Genomic DNA, 18,434 nt, shown 5'->3' with positions numbered 1-18,434 from the left:
GAGATGAACGATTCATGTCAGAGGTACATAAAGCAATTTCAGCACATTCATCAAAACAGCACGAGCATATCAAAGCATTTATGCGTCTTGAAAACATGCGTGAAATGGCTATTGAAGAAGCCGTTTCAAAATGCAAAAACGATGAGCCTTTTACTACAGAGGCGATTAATGTCATTACCGAGCAAATGAATCAGCTTGCCAAAAAAGGCATCGTACCAACAAGACGCCTTGTATCCAAAGAAATGGTGAAAGAATACGTAAGCCGTATGTAAGCTGGATGATCCTGTCGCGAGTGTATCTCCTGCCGGATGCATATACTATGTGTATCCGACGTAAGGGGGGATTCATGTTGGGCAGAACAAAGCTGGGAAACAGAAATGCACAGGCGAATAACAATGCCAAAAAGAAAAACGGATTTCAAACCCATTTTGACTCTTACGCAGGACGCGAAGCCGAAAAGCTGATCGCCAGCAATAAAAGACACAACGACTAATAATTCACAAAACAGTATCTCTAATGAGATGCTGTTTTTTATTTTTGGGCCGTTTATGGTAAAATAGAAGGAATGAAAGAAAAGGGAGTTATCTGATGAATAATAATAAACTATTGCTAGTTGATGGCATGGCTCTTTTATTCCGGGCGTTTTTTGCCACGGCTGTGCATCGCAATTTCATGATAAATGAAAGCGGGGTGCCAACAAACGGCGTCAACGGCTTTTTAAAGCATTTGATTTCAGCTGTTGAAACTTTTGAGCCGACACACGTCATCTGCTGCTGGGATATGGGGAGTAAAACGTACCGAAATGATCTGTTCCAAGATTATAAGGCGAACCGCAGTGCACCGCCTGTGGAGCTGATCCCGCAGTTTGATTTGGCAAAGGAAGCGGCAGCTGAGCTTGGGATCATGAATATCGGCTTTGCAGGGTATGAAGCAGATGATTGTATCGGAACTCTTGCTGCTTTGTTTGCAAATGAAGCTGATATTACGATCGTAACAGGGGACAGAGATTTACTACAGCTGTTAACGGACAAAGTAAGCGTGGCTCTCCTCCAAAAAGGAATCGGAAATTATAAAGTCTATACAAAAGAGATTTTTTATCAAGAAACAGGTGTCCTGCCGAAGGCTTTGATTGATATTAAAGCGCTTATGGGTGATTCCAGTGATAATTATCCCGGCGTCAAAGGAATTGGAGAAAAAACGGCCTACAAACTGATTCGGGAATACGAAACGATTGACCGTCTTTTAGAAAATCTTGCTCTTCTTCCGAAGGGGCAGCAGGGGAAAATTCAGCAAGGGCTGAACGATTTGCAGATGTCGAGAAAGCTTGCCGAAATTCATTGTTCTGTGCCGCTGGTCTGCACACTGAAAGACGCTTTATTTACCCTGCAAATGGAACAGGCGGCTCACATGCTTCGCCGCCACCAAATCAAAGGAATTGAGCGTATGCTTGAAAAACTGAACGCTAGAGAGATCGTGTAAGATCTTCTCTAGCGTTTTGTATTGCTTTTTTTAGCTCTTTCCTCAAGCTCTGTTTTAGGGTCATCATGTGTATTGCCTTCCAGGTCGCCCTGCGGAGTTACACCGCCGGTCAGCCGGCCTTTATCTTTCTTTTTCATGTTTGTTCACCTCGTCATTAGGATGAACCAATGATTGAGATTTAATTCTTATCATTCAGCCGAATCGCTTCTTTTGCCAGCTGATCGGCTTTTTGGTTTTGCTTGCCCGGAATCCATTTGATGAAAAAAAGAGGGAAGGCCGCTTTTAATTGGGTAATTTCTTCAACATATGGTTGAAACGTTTTATTTTTTACCATTTCAAGCTCAGCAGCGCGTTCCACAATATCTGAATCGGTTCGGAAGGAAACAGATTGATACCCGCGCGTTGCACATAGCTTCATCCCTTCAATCAATGCAAGAAATTCCGCTTCCTGGTTTGTATGCATTCCAATAGGAATAGAGAAAGATTCCGCTTTTCCTTCATGTTTGATAAAAATGCCGATACCGGATGGCCCGGGATTGCCGGCGCTTGCGCCGTCTACATATATTTCTGTAGGCATTATGAACTCCTTTCATCATTCGGTATCATTTTTTTGGCTGCATAAGCATAAGGCATTGAAATCAAAGATACCGCAAATTTAATCAAATATGTAGAAATAAAAATATGAAGCCAAACCCCTGCCGGATAAATGCCGAAAAAAGCGACACCAGTAAATATCAATGTATCAAACAGCTGGCTGACTGCTGTACTGCCGCCGTTTCGGAGCCATAAAAGCCGATCAGAAGGAAATATACTTCTAATTGCCGAATATACATAAACATCCAGCGTTTGGCTGAAGATAAAGGCAAGCAGACTTCCTAACGCAACTCGCGGAAGAAATCCGAAAATCGTTTCCAGCGCTGTTTGAGATATGTCGCTGGAAGCCGGTTCGAAAAGCAGCACGCCCTGCATGACAAATGTCAGGGTCAGGAGCGTTGAGAATCCAAGCCAAACCGCTTTTCTGGCTTCAGCGGGACCGTATTTTTCATTCAGCACATCTGTCGCAAAAAAGATTGTGCCATACATCACATTCCCAAGCATCGCTGTTAAACCAAACAGTTCGACTGTTTTGACGACTTGAAGGTTGGCGCAGACTGTCGCAAAACCGATCCAAACAAACAGTCCCATTTTGCCAAATCCTTTATAAAATAAAAGAACAATGATAAAATGAATGATCGCAAAAATGATCCAAAATGAATTGTTAAACAAAATGAAAAAGCTTCCTTTCCGGGGTAAGTTTGGTTTGATTATAGCACAAGCCCGGCAACTAATGAATGGTAAGGTGATCGTAATGAAGCTCAGACCTCATATGAAGATAGAAGCAAAAGGAACAGGAACCGTCTCATTTTTGGGTGAAGACTGGCTGACTGCTCAGCAGGCACGTATGCTTGCCAGAGAACTTGGCCGTTTTCCATACATGAAAGAACTAGAGTTTGAAGACGAAAAAGGCGGAACTTGGACGCTGAAGGAATTAGAAAAGCTGACTGAGGAGCTTGCTCAAGAGCCTGATGACATTACTGTATATTTTGACGGCAGTTTCGATAAGGAGAGCGAACTGGCTGGACTCGGAATCGTCATTTATTATTCATTGGGAGGAATCCGGCATCGCTTGAGAAAAAATAAAAGCTTCCGGCTGAAAACAAATAATGAAGCTGAATACGCGGCTCTTTATGAAGCAATAAGAGAAGTAAGAGAGCTTGGGGCAAGCAGAAATTCAATTACGATCAAAGGGGATTCGCTCGTTGTGCTGAATCAGCTTGACGGGAGCTGGCCTTGCTATGATCCGTCTCATAATGAATGGCTGGATAAAATAGAAGCACTGCTTGAATCGCTGAAGCTCACTCCTACTTACGAAACCATACAGCGGAAAGACAATCAGGAAGCTGATGGCCTCGCCAAAAAAATTTTATCCCATCAATTCGTAGAAAGCCACACGAAATTAGACCGTAACGGAGATGACGATATTGGATAAGAAAACAATTTTTAAAGAACTGACAGAACTTCACGATGAATATTGCAAGGACTGTTTTATTAAGAAGCAGTTTCGCAAAGAATTTGGCAAAACCTATGCGCATTCATTTTGTATTAATAAATGTACGGTTGGTGAAAAACTGAAAGCATATGGCGATGTCTTAACTAATCACTAAAGAATAAAAACCGCAGAAGCTGCGGTTTTTATTCTTTGAATTCATCCAGCTGATGCTGGCAATCGTCAAGCAGCTGCTGTTGCTGCTGTATAAATTCAGGATCATCGAGAGCTGCCAGCTCTTCAGAATGTGACAGTTCTCTTGCATCCTCAATGGCTTGGTATGCGGAATCGACCAATGTCATGCTTTGGCCTCTCGTCGCAGCACCTGTCGTTTTCTGCGCTGTTTCTACCGCCAGTTCCAGTTGCCGCTTATCAGTAAATCCAGTCTGATCCTCTTGATGGAATTCTGATGTCATAAAAAAACACCTCCGCAATTATTGTGCAGAGTTTTTTTGAAATTTATGTGCCAAAATAGAAAATAAAATGTAAGATAAGCCGATATAACTATTGAACCAGAATAAATAGGTCTGTTTTCCTATTTGAGGTATCTTGGCAGAGAAGGGGAACGCAGCTATGGATGATAAAGACTTGAAGTCGATCCTTCACAAAACATTTATAGAAATATACAGTGATTTAGAAGAGCTTGCGGATATTGCGAAAAAAGGGAAGCCGTCAATGGAAAAGCGTGTTGAAGAGATTGAACAGAGGTGCAAACAAAATATTTTGGCCATTGAAATCCAGATGAAAATCAAATAGGAGAGGCGAATGCCTCTCCTCTATTTGTCATCTCATCATCATGTATTGAGTTTAGAGTTTTACAACATTAGAAGCTTGAGGTCCACGATTACCTTCGACAATTTCAAAAGAAACTTCTTGTCCTTCTTCTAATGATTTGTATCCTTCTCCTTCGATAGCTGTGAAGTGAACAAATACATCGTCTCCGCCTTCAACTTCAATGAAGCCGAATCCTTTTTCGTTGTTGAACCATTTTACTTTACCGTTTTGCATATTGCTTAATTCCTCCTAGTACTGTAGCACCCATGTGCTAAAAAAAATTTTGTCACCATTTAACTTTGATTCATTGTTAAATGATGGTTCAACTATACACCATCTGGGAGCGCCCGTCAAGTTGCGAAACTGCTTATTTTTTAAAAGAAGGGCAAGTTTCACAAAAAAATGTAACCGCTTTTATAAATGGGTGAATATAAATAAAGAGAGCACACGGTTTTTCGTGTGCTCTCTGTGAACATCATTAAGATAGCGCTTTGGCTTTTTGTTTGGCTGTCATCATTTCTGCTTCCTTCAGGATATCCTCTAAAATCACTTCAGAGGAGTTTGCTAAATGAAGAGCTTTAATGTTTTTCTTCATACGCTGTAAAGTGTCTTCATCTGCAAGAAGGGAAGTGACTGACTCGAGAATTTCTTCATGACGGTTCACGACGATGGCAGCTCCGCGATCTTCAAAGAAATTTGCATTTTCTTTTTCCTGTCCAGGCACGGGTTTGTACAGAATGACAGGCACACCGATGGCAGTAGCTTCTGTCAACGTAATGCCGCCAGGTTTTGTGATCATGCAATCTGTGATCCGGAACAGCTCATCAATGCGCTCCACATAGCCAAGAACTTTTAATTTGTCACCGTTTTCTGCTTCAAGCGCACTTAAAGATTCTTTTAAGGACAAATTTTTCCCGCACACGACAACCACTTGCACATGATCATCTTTGACAAGATTTTCGCACAGCTCTTTTACATTCTTTAATACACCATGTGCGCCTGCCATGATCAGAAGCACTTTTTTGTTTGGTGAAAGATTGTACTTTTTATATATTGGTTCCACCGGCAAAGATTCTTCAAATTGCGGTCTGATTGGAATTCCGGTGATTTTTACGTTGCTTGGATGAGTGCCGATCTCCAGCAGTTTTTCCTTCACATAATCTGTCGCCACATAATATTTATCCACGTTTTCGTGAACCCAAATTTTATGAAGGCAAAAATCAGTCATAACGTTGAAAGTAGGGATGACTCTTCCTGTTCGGCGCCTGTATTCTGGCACGACGATCATCGGAAATGTATTAATAATAATATCGGGCTGATGTTCCTCAACAAGTTCGCCCAATCGTTTATTACCCATTTTAAAGTAAATATTGAATTTACGTTTATTATAGATTTTGTCAACTCCGTAATAAAACAAACGATAAAACTGTTTCCCGATTGAGAAGCTTTTTAAATAAAGGTACTGAGTTACCTCTGAAACAATCGGATTTGACTCTTGGTACAAATTAGAAACTGTTACATGCTGAAAGCCGAGACGTACACATTGTTCATAAAGCGTTTTGGCTACCTGTACATGTCCATTTCCGTAATTTGCAGTCAAAATTAATACTCTTTTATTGGTATTCAAGTAAATTCACCTCAATGTAATCAACAACAAGCAAGCTTCATGCATCGTAAGGAGTTATTGTCTATACATAAACATAACACAAATACATAATCGAATTATTAATGCAGTGAAAAAATTAAGCTAATTTTAAAAGATTTGGATTCCAGTATTTTAAATTTTTGTTATACACAGACTGAATCAGATGTATTTTATCATATTTTTTGCTCAGCGTATCACTAAAAAAAGAAAAATTAGTCCCATTCATAAGGAGTTTCTTGGTAAACGTAATAATTCAGCCAGTTCATAAACAATAATGTGGCATGCGCTTTCCAGCGATTCACTGGCTCTTTGCTGTCATTTGCGAAATAATGTTTAGGCGCCTCAACAGTAGAAAGGTTTCGTTCCAGATCTCTTTCATACTCTTGAAGAAGCGTATTTGTATCATATTCAGGGTGCCCTGTTAAAAAGACTTGTTTTTCGTCTTTTGACACAATTAAGCAAACCCCGGCTTCCTTTGATGCTGTAAGAATATTTAACTCGGGCACTGCTTGCAGCTGCTCCATATTTATATCTGTATGCCGGGAATGCGGCACGTAGTATAGCTCGTCAAAACCTCTTACCAATCTTTCATGTTTGGAAAGAACTTTATGTTCAAACACACCGAAGATTTTTTTCGGCAATTGAATTTTTTCCACACCGTAATGGTAATACAAACCTGCTTGAGCGCCCCAGCAAATATGCAAGGTTGAAGTGACATTTGTTTTGCTCCACTCCATAATCTCTTTGAGCTCTTCCCAATAAGAAACATCCTCAAACGCCAAATGCTCGATCGGCGCACCGGTGATAATCATGCCGTCAAACTTCTTGTGACGGATATTGGAAAAAGTCGTATAAAATTCGTCAAGGTGTTCTCGTGCAGTATTTTTCGGCGTATGTGTGCTTGGGATTAAAAATGTAAAATGAACCTGTAAAGGCGAATTTCCAAGCAATCTGAGAAGCTGAGTCTCTGTTTGGATTTTCTTCGGCATCAAATTCAATATGATAATTTTTTGCGGCCGGATATCCTGATGAAATGCTCTGCTTTCATCCATTACAAATATATGTTCACTCTCAAGCACCTGTTTTGCCGGCAGGTGTGTTGGTATATTAATAGGCAACGTGCCACCTCCATTATTTCCCCGTTTAATTTTCTTCATTATAGAAATTTTCACGCCAATTTTCAATCTATCTATAAGGGTTGATGGGGAAACAACAGAAAACTCTTTAAATAAAACGCATAGATTGGCCTCTTGGTTTCACTAAAAATGCTTTTCCTATCTCTTGGGAAGGGGATTGCGCAGTGATATAGAATGACTAAGATAACAAAATTGATCCAAACTTAGCATGGCCAGCCGCTCATATCGTAAGGTTCCTTTGACACTCTGCTCTTATGGGTTCTGATCATTGATGTTTACATTTTGAATTGAGATATAATAAAGGTAAAATAATCAGCAGCAGAGACATAGGAGGGACTTACATGTCTATATATCATATGAAGGTACGTACAATAACAGGAAAAGACATGACACTTCAGCCTTTCGCCGGAAAGGTATTGATGATCGTGAATACAGCAAGTAAATGCGGCTTTACGCCGCAATTGAAGCAGCTTCAGGAGTTATATGATACATATCAGCAGGAGGGGCTGGAGATCTTAGGGTTCCCCTGCAATCAATTTATGAACCAAGAGCCTGGTGATGAGGCAGACATACAGGAATTTTGCGAAACCAATTTTGGTGTCACGTTCCCTATGTTTTCAAAAGTAGAGGTAAACGGGAAAAACGCCCACCCGCTGTTTGTGTATTTGACAGAGCATGCGAAAGGGATGCTGGGAACTAAGGCGATCAAATGGAATTTCACAAAATTTATAGTGGATAGAAATGGAAAAACCGTTGGCCGATATTCCCCAAATACAAATCCGAAAGAGCTGGAAGACGCTATTGTGAAGCTATTAGAGCAATAAAGAGGGTGTTTTTGTGAAGGAATTGAAGCAGATCAGGGCATGGGTTAAAACTGTCCTAACCGGCGAAAGTTCAGGACATGATTGGCATCATGTATCAAGAGTTGCCGATCTGGCTTTGTATATTGGAAAACAGGAAAATGCGGATTTGGTCATTGTTGAAACGGCGGCTTTGGTTCATGATTTAATTGATGTCAAGCTGCCTGACACGGTCAGGCTTTCAGTGCGCGAAGTATATGATCAGCTCGTTTTTTTCGGCGTTGGAAGAGAGGCTGCTGACAGAGTGATTGATATTATCACAAGGATGTCCTTTCGAGACAGGGAAAAGCTGGCGGAGGAGCCGTTTTCAATTGAAGGAAAAGCCGTACAGGATGCTGACAGACTTGATGCGATCGGTGCTGTGGGCATTGCGAGAGCTTTCATGTTTGCGGGGGCAAAAGGACACGGCCTTTATGGGGATGAGCAAAGTGCCTACGCTCATTTTTTTCATAAGCTGCTGCGCCTGAAAGATATGATGAATACAGACACCGCACGAGAACTGGCAGAAGAAAGACATGATTTTATGCTTCATTTTGTCCGCCAATTGGAAAAAGACATTCCAGGGATTGACGCCGAAACATCGTAATAGAAGGCTTAGTGCGACTATGATAAAATAAGTCACAGATATGCTATAGGAGGACGATCATGAAGATAAAATCAATTGAACCTACGCCAAGCCCGAATACAATGAAGGTTATTTTAACGGAAGAGCTTCCGGCGGGCAAAAGTAATAACTATAAACCGGATCAAGCAGAAGGTGCACCGCCTGTTATAGCGGAAATCCTTAAAATAGAAGGGGTTAAAGGTGTATACCACGTCGCTGATTTTCTTGCTGTTGAACGGAACGCAAGATACGACTGGAAAGACATTTTACCGCAAGTCCGCTCTGCATTTGGGATGGAAAGTGCTGAAAGTGCTGAAGAAAACCGCTCTGACCAGGAGTCTTTTGGTGAGGTGAAAGTTTTTGTGCAGATGTTCAGCGGCATTCCTATGCAGGTCAAATTGACGGATGGGGAGCGGGAAGAGCGCTTCGGGTTACCTGAACGCTTTCAGCAGGCGATCTTAAAACTCAGATCTGAAGCCTCAAATGTTGTGTTTGAGCGGGCCTGGAAAGAACAAGGAGTAAGATTCGGCGACTTCAATGAAATTGGTCATGATGTGACAGAAGAGCTTCAGGCCGCTTACAGTGATGAACGGCTGAAACGGCTGACAGAAGCAGCTGCTCAAGGAAAGGGCGAAGCAAAACAAGCTGTACAGCGCAAAGCGTATAAAGTAACGCTTGACATGCTGGATGATGAGGACTGGAAAAAGCGTTATGCACATTTAGAGCAGATGGATCCGAAAGAAGAGGATATTCCGGTTTTACAGAAAGCATTGGATGATCCTAAGGTGTCCATCAGAAGACAGGCTGTTGTATATTTAGGAATGATTGAAACACCTGATGTTCTTCCTTTATTGTATAAGGCACTTGAGGACAAAGCTGTCTCAGTGAGAAGAACGGCCGGAGACTGCCTGTCTGATATCGGTGACCCTCAAGCGATTCCTGCTATGATTAAATCGTTAAGCGACTCCAGCAAGCTTGTCCGCTGGCGTGCGGCTATGTTCCTGTACGAAGTCGGCGATGAAAGTGCAATCGAAGCTTTGCGCGCTGCCGAAGATGATCCTGAATTTGAGGTCAGCCTTCAAGTGAAAATGGCGCTTGAGCGCATAGAGCATGGAGAAGAAGCAAAAGGCTCCGTTTGGAAACAAATGACGGAGAGCAGAAAAAAAGGCGAATAAATAAATGAAAAAGGTGCAGATCATGCACCTTTTTTGTGTGAATTCACTTTTTATAAAAATTATTTCGAATATTGTTGAAAAATGAGCAAAAACTATATATAGTAAGTAACAATATTAATAGTTGGAGGGTTCAGATCGACAGAATGTTATATAAATATAAAAAAACATAAGGAAAAAATAATCCAGGGAGGGCGGCCTGAATTTGATCATTTTGTAAAAACAGCCCAAAAATAAACTGAAAATTGTTAAAATAAAATCCAATCCAACAATTCAAATTATTTAGGAGGATCACCATGGCAGAATTACGCAGTAACATGATCACACAAGGAATCGATAGAGCACCGCACCGCAGTTTGCTCCGTGCAGCAGGTGTAAAAGAAGAGGATTTCGGCAAACCGTTTATTGCCGTTTGTAATTCATACATTGATATCGTTCCCGGTCATGTTCACTTGCAGGAGTTTGGGAAAATCGTAAAAGAAGCAATCAGAGAAGCTGGGGGCGTACCGTTTGAATTTAATACAATCGGAGTAGATGATGGCATCGCGATGGGGCATATCGGCATGAGATATTCGCTGCCGAGCCGTGAAATCATCGCGGACTCTGTGGAAACAGTCGTATCCGCACACTGGTTTGACGGAATGGTCTGTATTCCAAACTGTGACAAAATCACACCGGGAATGCTTATGGCGGCAATGCGCATCAACATTCCAACGATTTTTGTCAGTGGCGGACCGATGGCGGCGGGAAGAACAAGCGACGGGAGAAAAATCTCCCTTTCCTCAGTATTCGAAGGGGTAGGCGCTTACCAAGCCGGAAAAATCAATGAAAACGAACTACAAGAACTAGAGCAGTTCGGATGCCCAACGTGCGGGTCTTGCTCTGGAATGTTTACGGCGAACTCAATGAACTGTCTTTCCGAAGCACTTGGCCTTGCTTTGCCGGGCAACGGAACCATTCTCGCGACATCACCGGAACGAAAAGAGTTTGTCAGAAAATCGGCAGCGCAATTAATGGAAACCATTCGCAAAGATATCAAACCGCGTGACATCGTTACAGTAAAAGCAATTGATAACGCGTTTGCGCTCGATATGGCGCTCGGCGGTTCAACAAATACCGTTCTGCATACACTCGCTCTGGCAAACGAAGCCGGTGTTGAATACTCTTTAGAACGCATTAACGAAGTCGCTGAGCGCGTTCCGCATTTGGCCAAGCTGGCGCCTGCTTCAGATGTGTTTATTGAAGATCTTCATGAAGCGGGCGGCGTGTCAGCGGCGCTGAATGAGCTTTCCAAGAAAGAAGGGGCGCTTCATTTAGACGCACTGACTGTTACAGGAAAAACACTAGGAGAAACCATTGCCGGACATGAAGTAAAGGATTATGACGTCATCCATCCGCTGGATAAACCATTTACTGAAAAGGGCGGCCTTGCTGTTTTATTCGGCAATCTTGCTCCAGACGGCGCTATCATTAAAACGGGCGGCGTGCAGAACGGAATTACGAGACATGAAGGGCCGGCTGTCGTATTTGATTCTCAGGATGAGGCGCTTGACGGCATTATCAACCGGAAAGTAAAAGAAGGCGATGTCGTCATCATCCGATACGAAGGGCCAAAAGGCGGACCTGGCATGCCGGAAATGCTTGCGCCTACATCTCAAATCGTTGGAATGGGACTCGGGCCGAAAGTGGCTTTGATTACGGACGGACGTTTTTCCGGAGCCTCCAGAGGCCTCTCAATCGGCCACGTATCACCGGAGGCGGCAGAGGGCGGACCGCTTGCCTTTGTTGAAAACGGAGACCATATCATCGTTGATATTGAAAAACGCATCTTGGATGTCCAATTGTCAGAGGAAGAATGGGAAAAACGAAAAGCGAACTGGAAAGGCTTTGAACCAAAGGTGAAAACCGGCTACTTGGCCCGTTATTCTAAACTGGTGACAAGCGCCAACACCGGCGGTATCATGAAAATCTAGACGGCGGGAAACACTTTCTCCTATTTTAAGGCGTGAACATTTGAAATCCGGCCCTCTCTATAGTATCCTTTACTTCAGATGAAGGATAATAGAGGGGGCTTTTTTTATGTCAATGGCTTATGAAGAATACATGCGCCAGCTTGTCGTACCGATGCGCCGCGAGCTGACAGGAGCGGGTTTTGAAGAATTAACAACAGCTGAAGAAGTAGAAAACTATATGGAAAAGGCAGAGGGCACAACTCTTGTAGTGGTTAACTCTGTGTGCGGCTGTGCGGCAGGCCTTGCGCGTCCTGCGGCAACACAGGCAGTTCTCCAGCATGACAAAACACCTGACAATACGGTTACAGTATTTGCGGGACAAGATAAAGAAGCTACAGCAAAAATGCGTGAGTATTTTACTGGCCAGGAGCCTTCTTCACCGTCAATGGCTCTTTTGAAAGGCAAGGAAGTCGTACATTTTATACCACGTCATGAAATTGAAGGACACGACATGGAAGAGATTATGAAAAATTTGACCGATGCCTTCGATGCACACTGCTAAATGCCCGTTTTCCGGGCATTTTCTTTTTTGGAGACAGAAGATGATAACAACAAGCTATAGACCGACTGAATACACCATAACAATCGCAAAGCAGCTTTCTAAAGAGCTGGGCATGCCATACTGCGTCCGAAATAAACAAACTGTTGAAAACCTCCTGAAGTCAGCTGAACATGATTTGCTTGTTGTCGGCAAAGAGCGGTTTGAACTTTATACGAAACAAGGTGGCAAATTCTTTTTTCATCCGAATACAGCGATGTTCAGGGCTAAACGATTCTTACGGGGTGAACAAGAGCCGATGCTTCGGGCAGCTGGTTTATCGGAAGGGGATACGTTTTTAGATTGCACACTCGGGCTGGGTTCGGATGCCATTATTGCAAGTATGGCAGTAGGTAAAACGGGTTCTGTGATTGGGATTGAAAAAAACCTCCTTGTGTCCGTTTTGGTGAGGGCGGGACTGCATTCATGGGAAACAGGCATAGAAGAGCTTCAAGCCGCAATGAGAAGAATCCAAGTGAAGAATGGGGATAGCCTTGAATATATGAAGCAGCTTCCTGACAACTCTGTTGATGTGATTTATTTCGATCCAATGTTTCATGAGCCTGTAGAGACGTCTGACGGCATCGCGCCTTTACGGGATTTGGCAGAGGATTCAGTTTTGCATGAAGTGTGTATCAAAGAAGCAGTGCGCGCAGCCAGAAAAAGTGTTGTGCTAAAAGATCATTGGAAAAGCCCGCGATTTGAACAGCTTGGATTTAATGTTATAAAAAGAAAAACAGCGCTGTTTCATTATGGCGTCATTCAGCTTTAAATAAATCCAGCCCGTGAGATGAATCACGGGCTTTGTGTTAATCGGTGACTTCCATGACGACAAAGTATAGCAATGTTAAAAGTGAAACTGTGGCAAACAGAGCGTCAATCATGCAGAAAGCCTCCTTTCACAGAATATTGTAAGCGTTTTTACACAATCAGCAAAGCAACGAATCTCCTAATTTGCAAATCAGTTTCGTATTGTATATGACTTGCATGTTTCGGGTGTGTTAAAATAAAAGAAACTTGACAATAAAATAGAGAGGAATAAGCAGTCATGAAATTGTGGATGAGAAAGACCCTTGTGGTTTTATTTACCATTGTAACGTTCGGGCTCGTATCTCCTCCGGCTGCTCTGATGGCGGACAAGCCCTCCGGACAGCCGAGCAGTCTAGAGCAGAATGATTACACCGCTTTTTATGATGAGCATGACCTGTACGATGATTTTGAGTCGGAAGACAGGCGAGACCCTAAACTGCTTTTTCAATCGTACAAGGAACAGCTGCTTGACAGCGCTGAGGATCAGTCCTTTTTAAAATTCGGCAGCAAAATCGCTCCTGTCATTGAGGATGACTATCGGAAAGAGATCCTGCCGAAAATCGAAAATGTGATTAGTGATTATTTAGCTGCATTGCAAGATGATGAGGCATATCAAGACGTGGTGATCTCAAGCAAGCCTTCAGCTGGCAAAACGGAAAAAATTTTCAACGTTTACAATCGGACGACTGGAGAGGATCTACTCAGATTCCACGTACGAAGAGACCACCCGCCTCATGACGGCTACTGGTTTAATTTTCACTATCATACAGCAGAAGATGGATTTCAATCACATCATGAGCTTGGGAGCATTTACTGGGACCGCAACACGCCTCCCAACTGGATGAGTGCGTAAAGGAGATGCCACTAGACATGAAAAAGTACACAATGAATGAAATGGTTGATATAACAAAAGATATGCTGAACAAACGGGGCGTTATGATAGAAGATATTGCGCGGATTGTTCAAAAACTTCAGGAAAAATACAACCCAAATCTGCCGCTCAGTGTTTGTATGGAAAATGTAGAAAAAGTGCTGAACAAACGTGAAATTATTCATGCTGTCCTAACAGGCCTTGCACTTGATCAGCTTGCTGAGCAGAAACTGCTTCCTGAACCGCTGCAGCACCTTGTTGAAACAGATGAACCGCTTTATGGCATAGATGAAATTATCCCTCTTTCAATCGTTAATGTGTACGGGTCGATCGGCTTGACCAACTTCGGTTATCTTGATAAAGAGAAGATTGGAATTATTAAGGAGCTTGATGAAAGTGCAGACGGTATCCATACCTTTTTGGATGATATTGTGGCAGCACTAGCGGCAGCAGCTGCGAGCAGAATTGCGCATACGCATCAGGATCTGCAGGATGAAGAAAAGGAACAGGTTGAAAAGCCTGTCATCAGCTAACTAAAAAAAATCATTTCTGGGTTCAGAAATGATTTTTTATTGTGTTACACTACTAGAAGACTACTTTTAAAGGATGAAAAAAATGAAACAGTATAAGGATTTATGCAGACATGTTTTAGAGCATGGTGAGAAAAAGGGAGACCGGACAGGGACCGGAACAATCAGCACTTTCGGGTATCAAATGAGATTTGATTTACAGGAAGGCTTTCCGATGCTCACCACTAAAAAACTCCACTTTAAATCAATTGCGCATGAACTGCTGTGGTTCTTAAAAGGGGACACCAATGTACGCTATCTGCAGGAAAACGGAGTGCGGATTTGGAATGAGTGGGCTGATGAAAACGGTGAACTTGGACCTGTATATGGCTCGCAATGGCGTTCTTGGCGGGGAGCCGATGGGGAAACCGTTGATCAAATTTCCCGTCTTATTGAAGATATTAAGACAAATCCGAACTCCCGACGCTTAATCGTCAGCGCCTGGAATGTTGCTGAAATTGATAAAATGGCATTGCCGCCGTGTCATTGCCTGTTCCAATTCTACATATCTGACGGCAAGCTGTCCTGTCAGCTGTATCAGCGCTCTGCCGATGTTTTCCTTGGTGTGCCGTTTAACATTGCTTCTTATGCCCTGCTAACCATGATGATTGCACATGTGGCTGGACTTGAACCGGGCGAATTTATTCATACATTTGGTGATGTACATATTTACCAAAATCATATTGAACAGGTCAATTTGCAGCTGGCAAGGGACGTTCGCCCGCTTCCGAAGCTTCGTTTCGCCAGAGAGGTTGATTCTATTTTTAACTTTACATTTGAGGACTTTATCATTGAGGATTATGATCCGCATCCTCATATTAAAGGGGCTGTCAGCGTATGATTTCGTTCATTTTTGCAATGGATGCCAACAGGCTTATCGGCAAAGACAATGATTTGCCGTGGCATTTGCCCAATGATCTTGCATACTTTAAAAAAGTAACATCAGGCCATTCAATTATAATGGGCCGGAAAACATATGAATCGATTGGACGTCCGCTTCCAAACCGGAAAAATATTGTCGTCACATCAGCGCCGGCTTCAGAATTTCCGGGATGTACGGTTGTCAGTTCGTTAAAGGATGTGCTGGACATTTGTTCAGGCTCTGAGGAGTGCTTTGTCATCGGAGGGGCTCAGCTTTATACAGCGCTGTTCCCTTATGCAGACAGATTGTATATGACGAAAATTCATCACAAGTTTGAGGGTGACCGTCACTTCCCCGAATTTGATGGAAGCAATTGGAAACTGGTTTCTTCTGAGCAGGGGGTAAAGGACGAGAAAAACCCGTACGATTACGAATTTTTAATATATGAAAAAAAGAATTCTTCTGAAGCGGGAGGATTTTAATTGATTCGCTACAGCTGGTTAGTGATTTATATTGTATATATGCTGTTAAAAAATATAAAACAATTATTTAATCATACGATGCTTGATCCTCGTCTTTCATACAAAAAGCAGATGACTCTTGTCTACGAGCAGCCAAAGGCGTTTTTTGAGGGCTGTATCGGCATCACCGGTTCAGTTGTGATGATCCATCAGCCTGAGCCCATTCCGAGCGGTCCCGTTTTATATGTGCATCCTCATTTGCGCTTACCTGAATTGGCTTTAATTGCTGGATATATTGAGGAACCGGCGGGCTTTATCGCAAATCCTAAAGTATTTCGCTTGCCTTTGATCGGGCAATGGCTAAGTCGGATGGATATAATTGCAGACGGCAGTTCAGAGAAGGTATATGAAGAAGCGACAAAACAGCTGGAAAAAGGGCAAAGCCTGATTCTGTCATTAGATGGTTCTATAGATCCTGCAGAACTTGCGGCCCGTTATCATCTTCCGTTGGTGATGGTGGAAACGAAAGGAACGGATGATCTGCAAAAGGGATCGTTAATTAAACGTTTAAAACCGGCAGATATTGAATTGTCATTTTCAAAAGCCTATATACCTGCAAATGAAAAACAATTACGTGCATAAAAAAGCGCAGTCTTTTAGACTGCGCTTTTCTGTTACGAAATGAACGGCACATTCACACAATAAAACAACACACAGAAGAACATCGCAGCGCTTCCGCCTAATACAAAACTGTGCCAAATGGCGTGATGGAAGGGGATCTTTTTCCAAATATAAAAAATGGTTCCGACAGAGTATAAAATGCCGCCGAGAAAAAGAAGACTGAATCCTGCTCCGCTCAGCGAAGCATATAAAGGTTTAACGGCGATAATCATCAGCCACCCCATGATCAAATACACGAAAGTTGACAAAAGGATAAAGCGTTTCACGAAGAAAATCTTAAATACGATTCCCCCCAGGGCAAGAGACCATACGATAACCAGCAGGGTAAAGCCGAGTGTGCCTTTCAGCGGCCCAAGCAAAAAAGGCGTATAGGTTCCGGCGATCAGAACGTAAATGGCGCTATGATCAATAATCTCTAAAATATCCTTCGTCTTTTTATGTGTGATGCTGTGGAGCAGTGTAGAGCTTAGATAAAGCAGCAGCATAGAGACACCGAATATCGTAAAACTGACAATATCCCATGCGGAGCCGTAATGAGCCGCAAATATGATCAGAAACACTAGTGCAGGTATAGATAAGAGCACACCAATGCCATGTGTAATTGCATTGGCGATCTCTTCTTTGATAGTAAACAAGTGCATTCTCCTTTCGATCGCTAGATCATTTGATTTTTCAGCGTATCTAAAAAGCTCAAGCCCTCTAACGTAATTTTAGTGCCGGCGCGTCCTCGGCTTTTTGTGACATAATCTTTTTTCTCCAAATAATCGAGACGGCTTCTGACCTGCTGCGGAGTCAAGGAGGTTTGGGTATTTTTGCTGTGTTCAGAAATGATCCGTCTGCTGGCTGGTTCTCCTTTTTCGTTTAACACTTTTATGGTTTCCAAAATAAACAAAAACTCGGCTTTTTCCATTAAAGTCAGCAGCTTCGCTTTTTTCTTCGACGCTTTTCCGTCTATCGCGCCCCTAATATACGGCGGTAGGTCATATGGATAAATCGTTCCTCCGCTTGTTACTGCCGCCATATAATCTGTAGCATTTTTTAATTCCCTGACATTGCCTGCAAATGTATGCTTCTCAAGCACCGGAAAAACGGAGGGATCGATTAACAATAGCCGGCCGGAATGTGAGAGAAAATGCTGTGTCAAAAGCGGTATATCGCTTTTTCGTTCCGATAATTCGGGAAGGGTGAGCGTTAAAATGTTCAGTCTGTAATATAAGTCTTGCCTGAATGTATGTTCCGCACACCCGTCTGCAGAAGCACAGATCATTCGCGGCTTCTCCGTGTCTGAATCAAGCGCTTTTAACAGCTGAGCTTGTACAGAAGAAGGCATGCGCCATACATCATCAAGAAAAAGGGTTCCTCGTACCGCTTTTTGAAAAACACCTGTGTCTCCGTTAGGGCCAAAAAGCTCATGATTAAGGGTTTCTTCCGAATGGGTGCTGCAATTGACGCTTATAAACGGTTCATTGCTTCTCGAAGATTCCAAGTGTATGGCATGTGCGAAGTGATTTTTGCCTGTTCCGATTTTTCCTGTTATTAAGACAGGGAGCTCCGATAACGAGAACTGCTTGGCGATTCGCTTCGCTTCCAGGAAAGTTTGATGTTCTCCGATTAGTTGTTGAAATGTATTGAGTTTTGGTGCTCTATTCATCAATTGGCTCCTTTTGGTTCTAATTGGTTTCATTATAGCATGCCTTTTGGTTGAAAACACCCTTTATTTTATGATCATCTTTTTTCTTGGTGCTGCAGGATAATGGTTGAACAGAAGTTACCACAAGAAGTGATGGACATAGTCTGTATTTTTTTAATTATTAAATAAAAATAATTGTCTTATTTTTTGAATATTCGTGTTATAATGGCATATTAAATAGGGA

27 protein-coding genes are annotated in these 18,434 nt (G+C 42.5%); 17 read left to right on the top strand and 10 right to left on the bottom strand.

The genetic code is table 11. The features are described from left to right. Positions 1–14 precede the first annotated feature (14 nt). The 3 genes from MOC09_RS06315 (at position 15) to exnP (ending at position 1,479) form a co-directional block, all read left to right on the top strand. Positions 15–272, top strand: a complete 258-nt coding sequence (locus tag MOC09_RS06315) for a YpbS family protein (protein WP_268362356.1) — start codon at positions 15–17, stop codon at positions 270–272. Between the two features lie 74 nt (positions 273–346). Then, complete coding sequence (locus MOC09_RS06310) at positions 347–493, top strand: hypothetical protein (protein WP_003230761.1); 147 nt, start codon at positions 347–349, stop codon at positions 491–493. A gap of 95 nt (positions 494–588) precedes the next feature. Then, complete coding sequence (exnP, locus tag MOC09_RS06305) at positions 589–1,479, top strand: 5'-3' exonuclease ExnP (RefSeq protein WP_268367214.1); 891 nt, start codon at positions 589–591, stop codon at positions 1,477–1,479. Between the two features lie 8 nt (positions 1,480–1,487). Here the strand turns inward: exnP and sspL are convergent, their stop codons facing one another. From sspL to MOC09_RS06290, 3 genes are read right to left on the bottom strand one after another with little or no spacing between them, the layout of a single operon-like run. Beyond that, on the bottom strand, positions 1,488–1,616 hold the full coding sequence (gene sspL / locus MOC09_RS06300) for a small, acid-soluble spore protein L (RefSeq protein WP_004397949.1): 129 nt from the start codon (positions 1,614–1,616) through the stop codon (positions 1,488–1,490). Positions 1,617–1,657: 41 nt separating this feature from the next. Further along, on the bottom strand, positions 1,658–2,056 hold the full coding sequence (locus MOC09_RS06295) for a reverse transcriptase-like protein (protein WP_268362351.1): 399 nt from the start codon (positions 2,054–2,056) through the stop codon (positions 1,658–1,660). Next, positions 2,056–2,745 carry a queuosine precursor transporter gene (locus tag MOC09_RS06290; RefSeq protein WP_268369933.1) on the bottom strand — a complete coding sequence of 230 codons (690 nt, stop codon included), beginning with the start codon at positions 2,743–2,745 and terminating at the stop codon, positions 2,056–2,058. Before MOC09_RS06290 ends, MOC09_RS06295 begins: the two co-directional genes overlap by 1 nt. Before the next feature lie 82 nt (positions 2,746–2,827). Here MOC09_RS06290 and MOC09_RS06285 point away from each other — a divergent pair, with 82 nt between their 5' ends. After that, a complete protein-coding gene (locus MOC09_RS06285) occupies positions 2,828–3,508 on the top strand; it encodes a ribonuclease H family protein (protein ID WP_268362350.1) in 681 nt (226 codons plus the stop codon). After that, positions 3,501–3,683 (top strand): zinc-finger domain-containing protein, encoded by a 183-nt coding sequence (locus MOC09_RS06280; RefSeq protein WP_268369931.1) that lies wholly within the window; start codon positions 3,501–3,503, stop codon positions 3,681–3,683. Before MOC09_RS06285 ends, MOC09_RS06280 begins: the two co-directional genes overlap by 8 nt. 28 nt (positions 3,684–3,711) lie before the next feature. On the opposite strand, the gene MOC09_RS06275 is transcribed toward MOC09_RS06280, so the two are convergent. Then, the gene (locus MOC09_RS06275) at positions 3,712–3,981 is read right to left on the bottom strand and encodes a DUF2564 family protein (RefSeq protein ID WP_268362345.1); all 270 of its coding nucleotides are present in this window, start codon (positions 3,979–3,981) and stop codon (positions 3,712–3,714) included. Between the two features lie 157 nt (positions 3,982–4,138). Here MOC09_RS06275 and degR point away from each other — a divergent pair, with 157 nt between their 5' ends. After that, positions 4,139–4,321, top strand: a complete 183-nt coding sequence (degR, locus tag MOC09_RS06270; protein ID WP_268362343.1) for a transcriptional regulator DegR — start codon at positions 4,139–4,141, stop codon at positions 4,319–4,321. Positions 4,322–4,372: 51 nt separating this feature from the next. Here degR and cspD read toward each other — a convergent pair whose 3' ends face one another. The 4 genes from cspD to metA all read right to left on the bottom strand — a co-directional run bounded on the left by cspD (position 4,373) and on the right by metA (position 7,102). Further along, positions 4,373–4,573 carry a cold-shock protein CspD gene (gene cspD / locus MOC09_RS06265; RefSeq protein ID WP_003153604.1) on the bottom strand — a complete coding sequence of 67 codons (201 nt, stop codon included), beginning with the start codon at positions 4,571–4,573 and terminating at the stop codon, positions 4,373–4,375. Positions 4,574–4,588: 15 nt separating this feature from the next. Then, positions 4,589–4,735, bottom strand: coding sequence for a hypothetical protein (locus MOC09_RS06260; protein ID WP_268369929.1), 147 nt, complete (start codon positions 4,733–4,735; stop codon positions 4,589–4,591). An 82-nt stretch (positions 4,736–4,817) separates the two neighbouring features. After that, positions 4,818–5,966: a diglucosyl diacylglycerol synthase gene (locus MOC09_RS06255; protein ID WP_268362342.1), complete on the bottom strand. Its 1,149-nt coding sequence runs from the start codon at positions 5,964–5,966 to the stop codon at positions 4,818–4,820. Positions 5,967–6,196: 230 nt separating this feature from the next. Further along, positions 6,197–7,102, bottom strand: coding sequence for a homoserine O-acetyltransferase MetA (gene metA / locus MOC09_RS06250; protein ID WP_268362339.1), 906 nt, complete (start codon positions 7,100–7,102; stop codon positions 6,197–6,199). Positions 7,103–7,461: 359 nt separating this feature from the next. Between metA and MOC09_RS06245 the strand changes: the two genes are divergently transcribed. From MOC09_RS06245 to MOC09_RS06195, 11 genes are all read left to right on the top strand, one after another. After that, complete coding sequence (locus tag MOC09_RS06245; RefSeq protein ID WP_268362337.1) at positions 7,462–7,944, top strand: glutathione peroxidase; 483 nt, start codon at positions 7,462–7,464, stop codon at positions 7,942–7,944. Between the two features lie 13 nt (positions 7,945–7,957). Then, complete coding sequence (locus MOC09_RS06240; RefSeq protein ID WP_268362335.1) at positions 7,958–8,566, top strand: HD domain-containing protein; 609 nt, start codon at positions 7,958–7,960, stop codon at positions 8,564–8,566. Positions 8,567–8,625: 59 nt separating this feature from the next. After that, positions 8,626–9,759, top strand: coding sequence for a conserved virulence factor C family protein (locus tag MOC09_RS06235; protein ID WP_268367216.1), 1,134 nt, complete (start codon positions 8,626–8,628; stop codon positions 9,757–9,759). Between the two features lie 293 nt (positions 9,760–10,052). After that, on the top strand, positions 10,053–11,729 hold the full coding sequence (gene ilvD / locus MOC09_RS06230) for a dihydroxy-acid dehydratase (RefSeq protein WP_268369927.1): 1,677 nt from the start codon (positions 10,053–10,055) through the stop codon (positions 11,727–11,729). Between the two features lie 106 nt (positions 11,730–11,835). Then, the gene (brxA, locus tag MOC09_RS06225; protein WP_268360529.1) at positions 11,836–12,270 is read left to right on the top strand and encodes a bacilliredoxin BrxA; all 435 of its coding nucleotides are present in this window, start codon (positions 11,836–11,838) and stop codon (positions 12,268–12,270) included. Positions 12,271–12,310: 40 nt separating this feature from the next. Continuing rightward, the gene (locus tag MOC09_RS06220; RefSeq protein WP_268360530.1) at positions 12,311–13,078 is read left to right on the top strand and encodes a class I SAM-dependent methyltransferase; all 768 of its coding nucleotides are present in this window, start codon (positions 12,311–12,313) and stop codon (positions 13,076–13,078) included. Between the two features lie 276 nt (positions 13,079–13,354). Next, a complete protein-coding gene (locus tag MOC09_RS06215; protein WP_268369925.1) occupies positions 13,355–13,969 on the top strand; it encodes a YpjP family protein in 615 nt (204 codons plus the stop codon). Positions 13,970–13,986: 17 nt separating this feature from the next. After that, a complete protein-coding gene (locus tag MOC09_RS06210; protein WP_268360532.1) occupies positions 13,987–14,520 on the top strand; it encodes a phosphatidylglycerophosphatase A in 534 nt (177 codons plus the stop codon). An 82-nt stretch (positions 14,521–14,602) separates the two neighbouring features. Beyond that, positions 14,603–15,397: a thymidylate synthase gene (locus MOC09_RS06205; protein WP_268360533.1), complete on the top strand. Its 795-nt coding sequence runs from the start codon at positions 14,603–14,605 to the stop codon at positions 15,395–15,397. Continuing rightward, a complete protein-coding gene (dfrA, locus tag MOC09_RS06200) occupies positions 15,394–15,900 on the top strand; it encodes a dihydrofolate reductase DfrA (protein ID WP_268369924.1) in 507 nt (168 codons plus the stop codon). The genes MOC09_RS06205 and dfrA overlap by 4 nt, the downstream gene beginning before the upstream one ends. Then, on the top strand, positions 15,901–16,521 hold the full coding sequence (locus MOC09_RS06195; RefSeq protein ID WP_268360536.1) for a lysophospholipid acyltransferase family protein: 621 nt from the start codon (positions 15,901–15,903) through the stop codon (positions 16,519–16,521). It begins immediately after the preceding gene. A gap of 32 nt (positions 16,522–16,553) precedes the next feature. Here MOC09_RS06195 and trhA read toward each other — a convergent pair whose 3' ends face one another. Continuing rightward, the gene (trhA, locus tag MOC09_RS06190; RefSeq protein ID WP_268360539.1) at positions 16,554–17,195 is read right to left on the bottom strand and encodes a PAQR family membrane homeostasis protein TrhA; all 642 of its coding nucleotides are present in this window, start codon (positions 17,193–17,195) and stop codon (positions 16,554–16,556) included. Positions 17,196–17,215: 20 nt separating this feature from the next. Next, positions 17,216–18,211 (bottom strand): sigma 54-interacting transcriptional regulator, encoded by a 996-nt coding sequence (locus MOC09_RS06185; RefSeq protein ID WP_268360541.1) that lies wholly within the window; start codon positions 18,209–18,211, stop codon positions 17,216–17,218. Positions 18,212–18,434: the final 223 nt, after the last annotated feature.

Source organism: Bacillus sp. N12A5 (assembly GCF_026790125.1).
Taxonomy (GTDB): domain Bacteria; phylum Bacillota; class Bacilli; order Bacillales; family Bacillaceae; genus Bacillus.
The sequence above is the reverse complement of the archived record's forward strand: the minus strand, read 5'-3'. Positions and strand labels throughout refer to the sequence as shown.

Excerpts from the sequence above, each read along its gene's own strand:
- MOC09_RS06315 (WP_268362356.1), top strand. The coding sequence starts at position 15 with ATGTCAGAGGTACATAAAGCAATTTCAGCACATTCATCAAAACAGCAC.
- MOC09_RS06310 (WP_003230761.1), top strand. The coding sequence starts at position 347 with ATGTTGGGCAGAACAAAGCTGGGAAACAGAAATGCACAGGCGAATAAC.
- exnP (WP_268367214.1), top strand. The coding sequence starts at position 589 with ATGAATAATAATAAACTATTGCTAGTTGATGGCATGGCTCTTTTATTC.
- sspL (WP_004397949.1), bottom strand. The coding sequence starts at position 1,616 with ATGAAAAAGAAAGATAAAGGCCGGCTGACCGGCGGTGTAACTCCGCAG.
- MOC09_RS06295 (WP_268362351.1), bottom strand. The coding sequence starts at position 2,056 with ATGCCTACAGAAATATATGTAGACGGCGCAAGCGCCGGCAATCCCGGG.
- MOC09_RS06285 (WP_268362350.1), top strand. The coding sequence starts at position 2,828 with ATGAAGCTCAGACCTCATATGAAGATAGAAGCAAAAGGAACAGGAACC.
- MOC09_RS06275 (WP_268362345.1), bottom strand. The coding sequence starts at position 3,981 with ATGACATCAGAATTCCATCAAGAGGATCAGACTGGATTTACTGATAAG.
- degR (WP_268362343.1), top strand. The coding sequence starts at position 4,139 with ATGGATGATAAAGACTTGAAGTCGATCCTTCACAAAACATTTATAGAA.
- cspD (WP_003153604.1), bottom strand. The coding sequence starts at position 4,573 with ATGCAAAACGGTAAAGTAAAATGGTTCAACAACGAAAAAGGATTCGGC.
- MOC09_RS06245 (WP_268362337.1), top strand. The coding sequence starts at position 7,462 with ATGTCTATATATCATATGAAGGTACGTACAATAACAGGAAAAGACATG.
- MOC09_RS06235 (WP_268367216.1), top strand. The coding sequence starts at position 8,626 with ATGAAGATAAAATCAATTGAACCTACGCCAAGCCCGAATACAATGAAG.
- ilvD (WP_268369927.1), top strand. The coding sequence starts at position 10,053 with ATGGCAGAATTACGCAGTAACATGATCACACAAGGAATCGATAGAGCA.
- brxA (WP_268360529.1), top strand. The coding sequence starts at position 11,836 with ATGTCAATGGCTTATGAAGAATACATGCGCCAGCTTGTCGTACCGATG.
- MOC09_RS06220 (WP_268360530.1), top strand. The coding sequence starts at position 12,311 with ATGATAACAACAAGCTATAGACCGACTGAATACACCATAACAATCGCA.
- MOC09_RS06215 (WP_268369925.1), top strand. The coding sequence starts at position 13,355 with ATGAAATTGTGGATGAGAAAGACCCTTGTGGTTTTATTTACCATTGTA.
- MOC09_RS06210 (WP_268360532.1), top strand. The coding sequence starts at position 13,987 with ATGAAAAAGTACACAATGAATGAAATGGTTGATATAACAAAAGATATG.
- MOC09_RS06205 (WP_268360533.1), top strand. The coding sequence starts at position 14,603 with ATGAAACAGTATAAGGATTTATGCAGACATGTTTTAGAGCATGGTGAG.
- dfrA (WP_268369924.1), top strand. The coding sequence starts at position 15,394 with ATGATTTCGTTCATTTTTGCAATGGATGCCAACAGGCTTATCGGCAAA.
- MOC09_RS06185 (WP_268360541.1), bottom strand. The coding sequence starts at position 18,211 with ATGAATAGAGCACCAAAACTCAATACATTTCAACAACTAATCGGAGAA.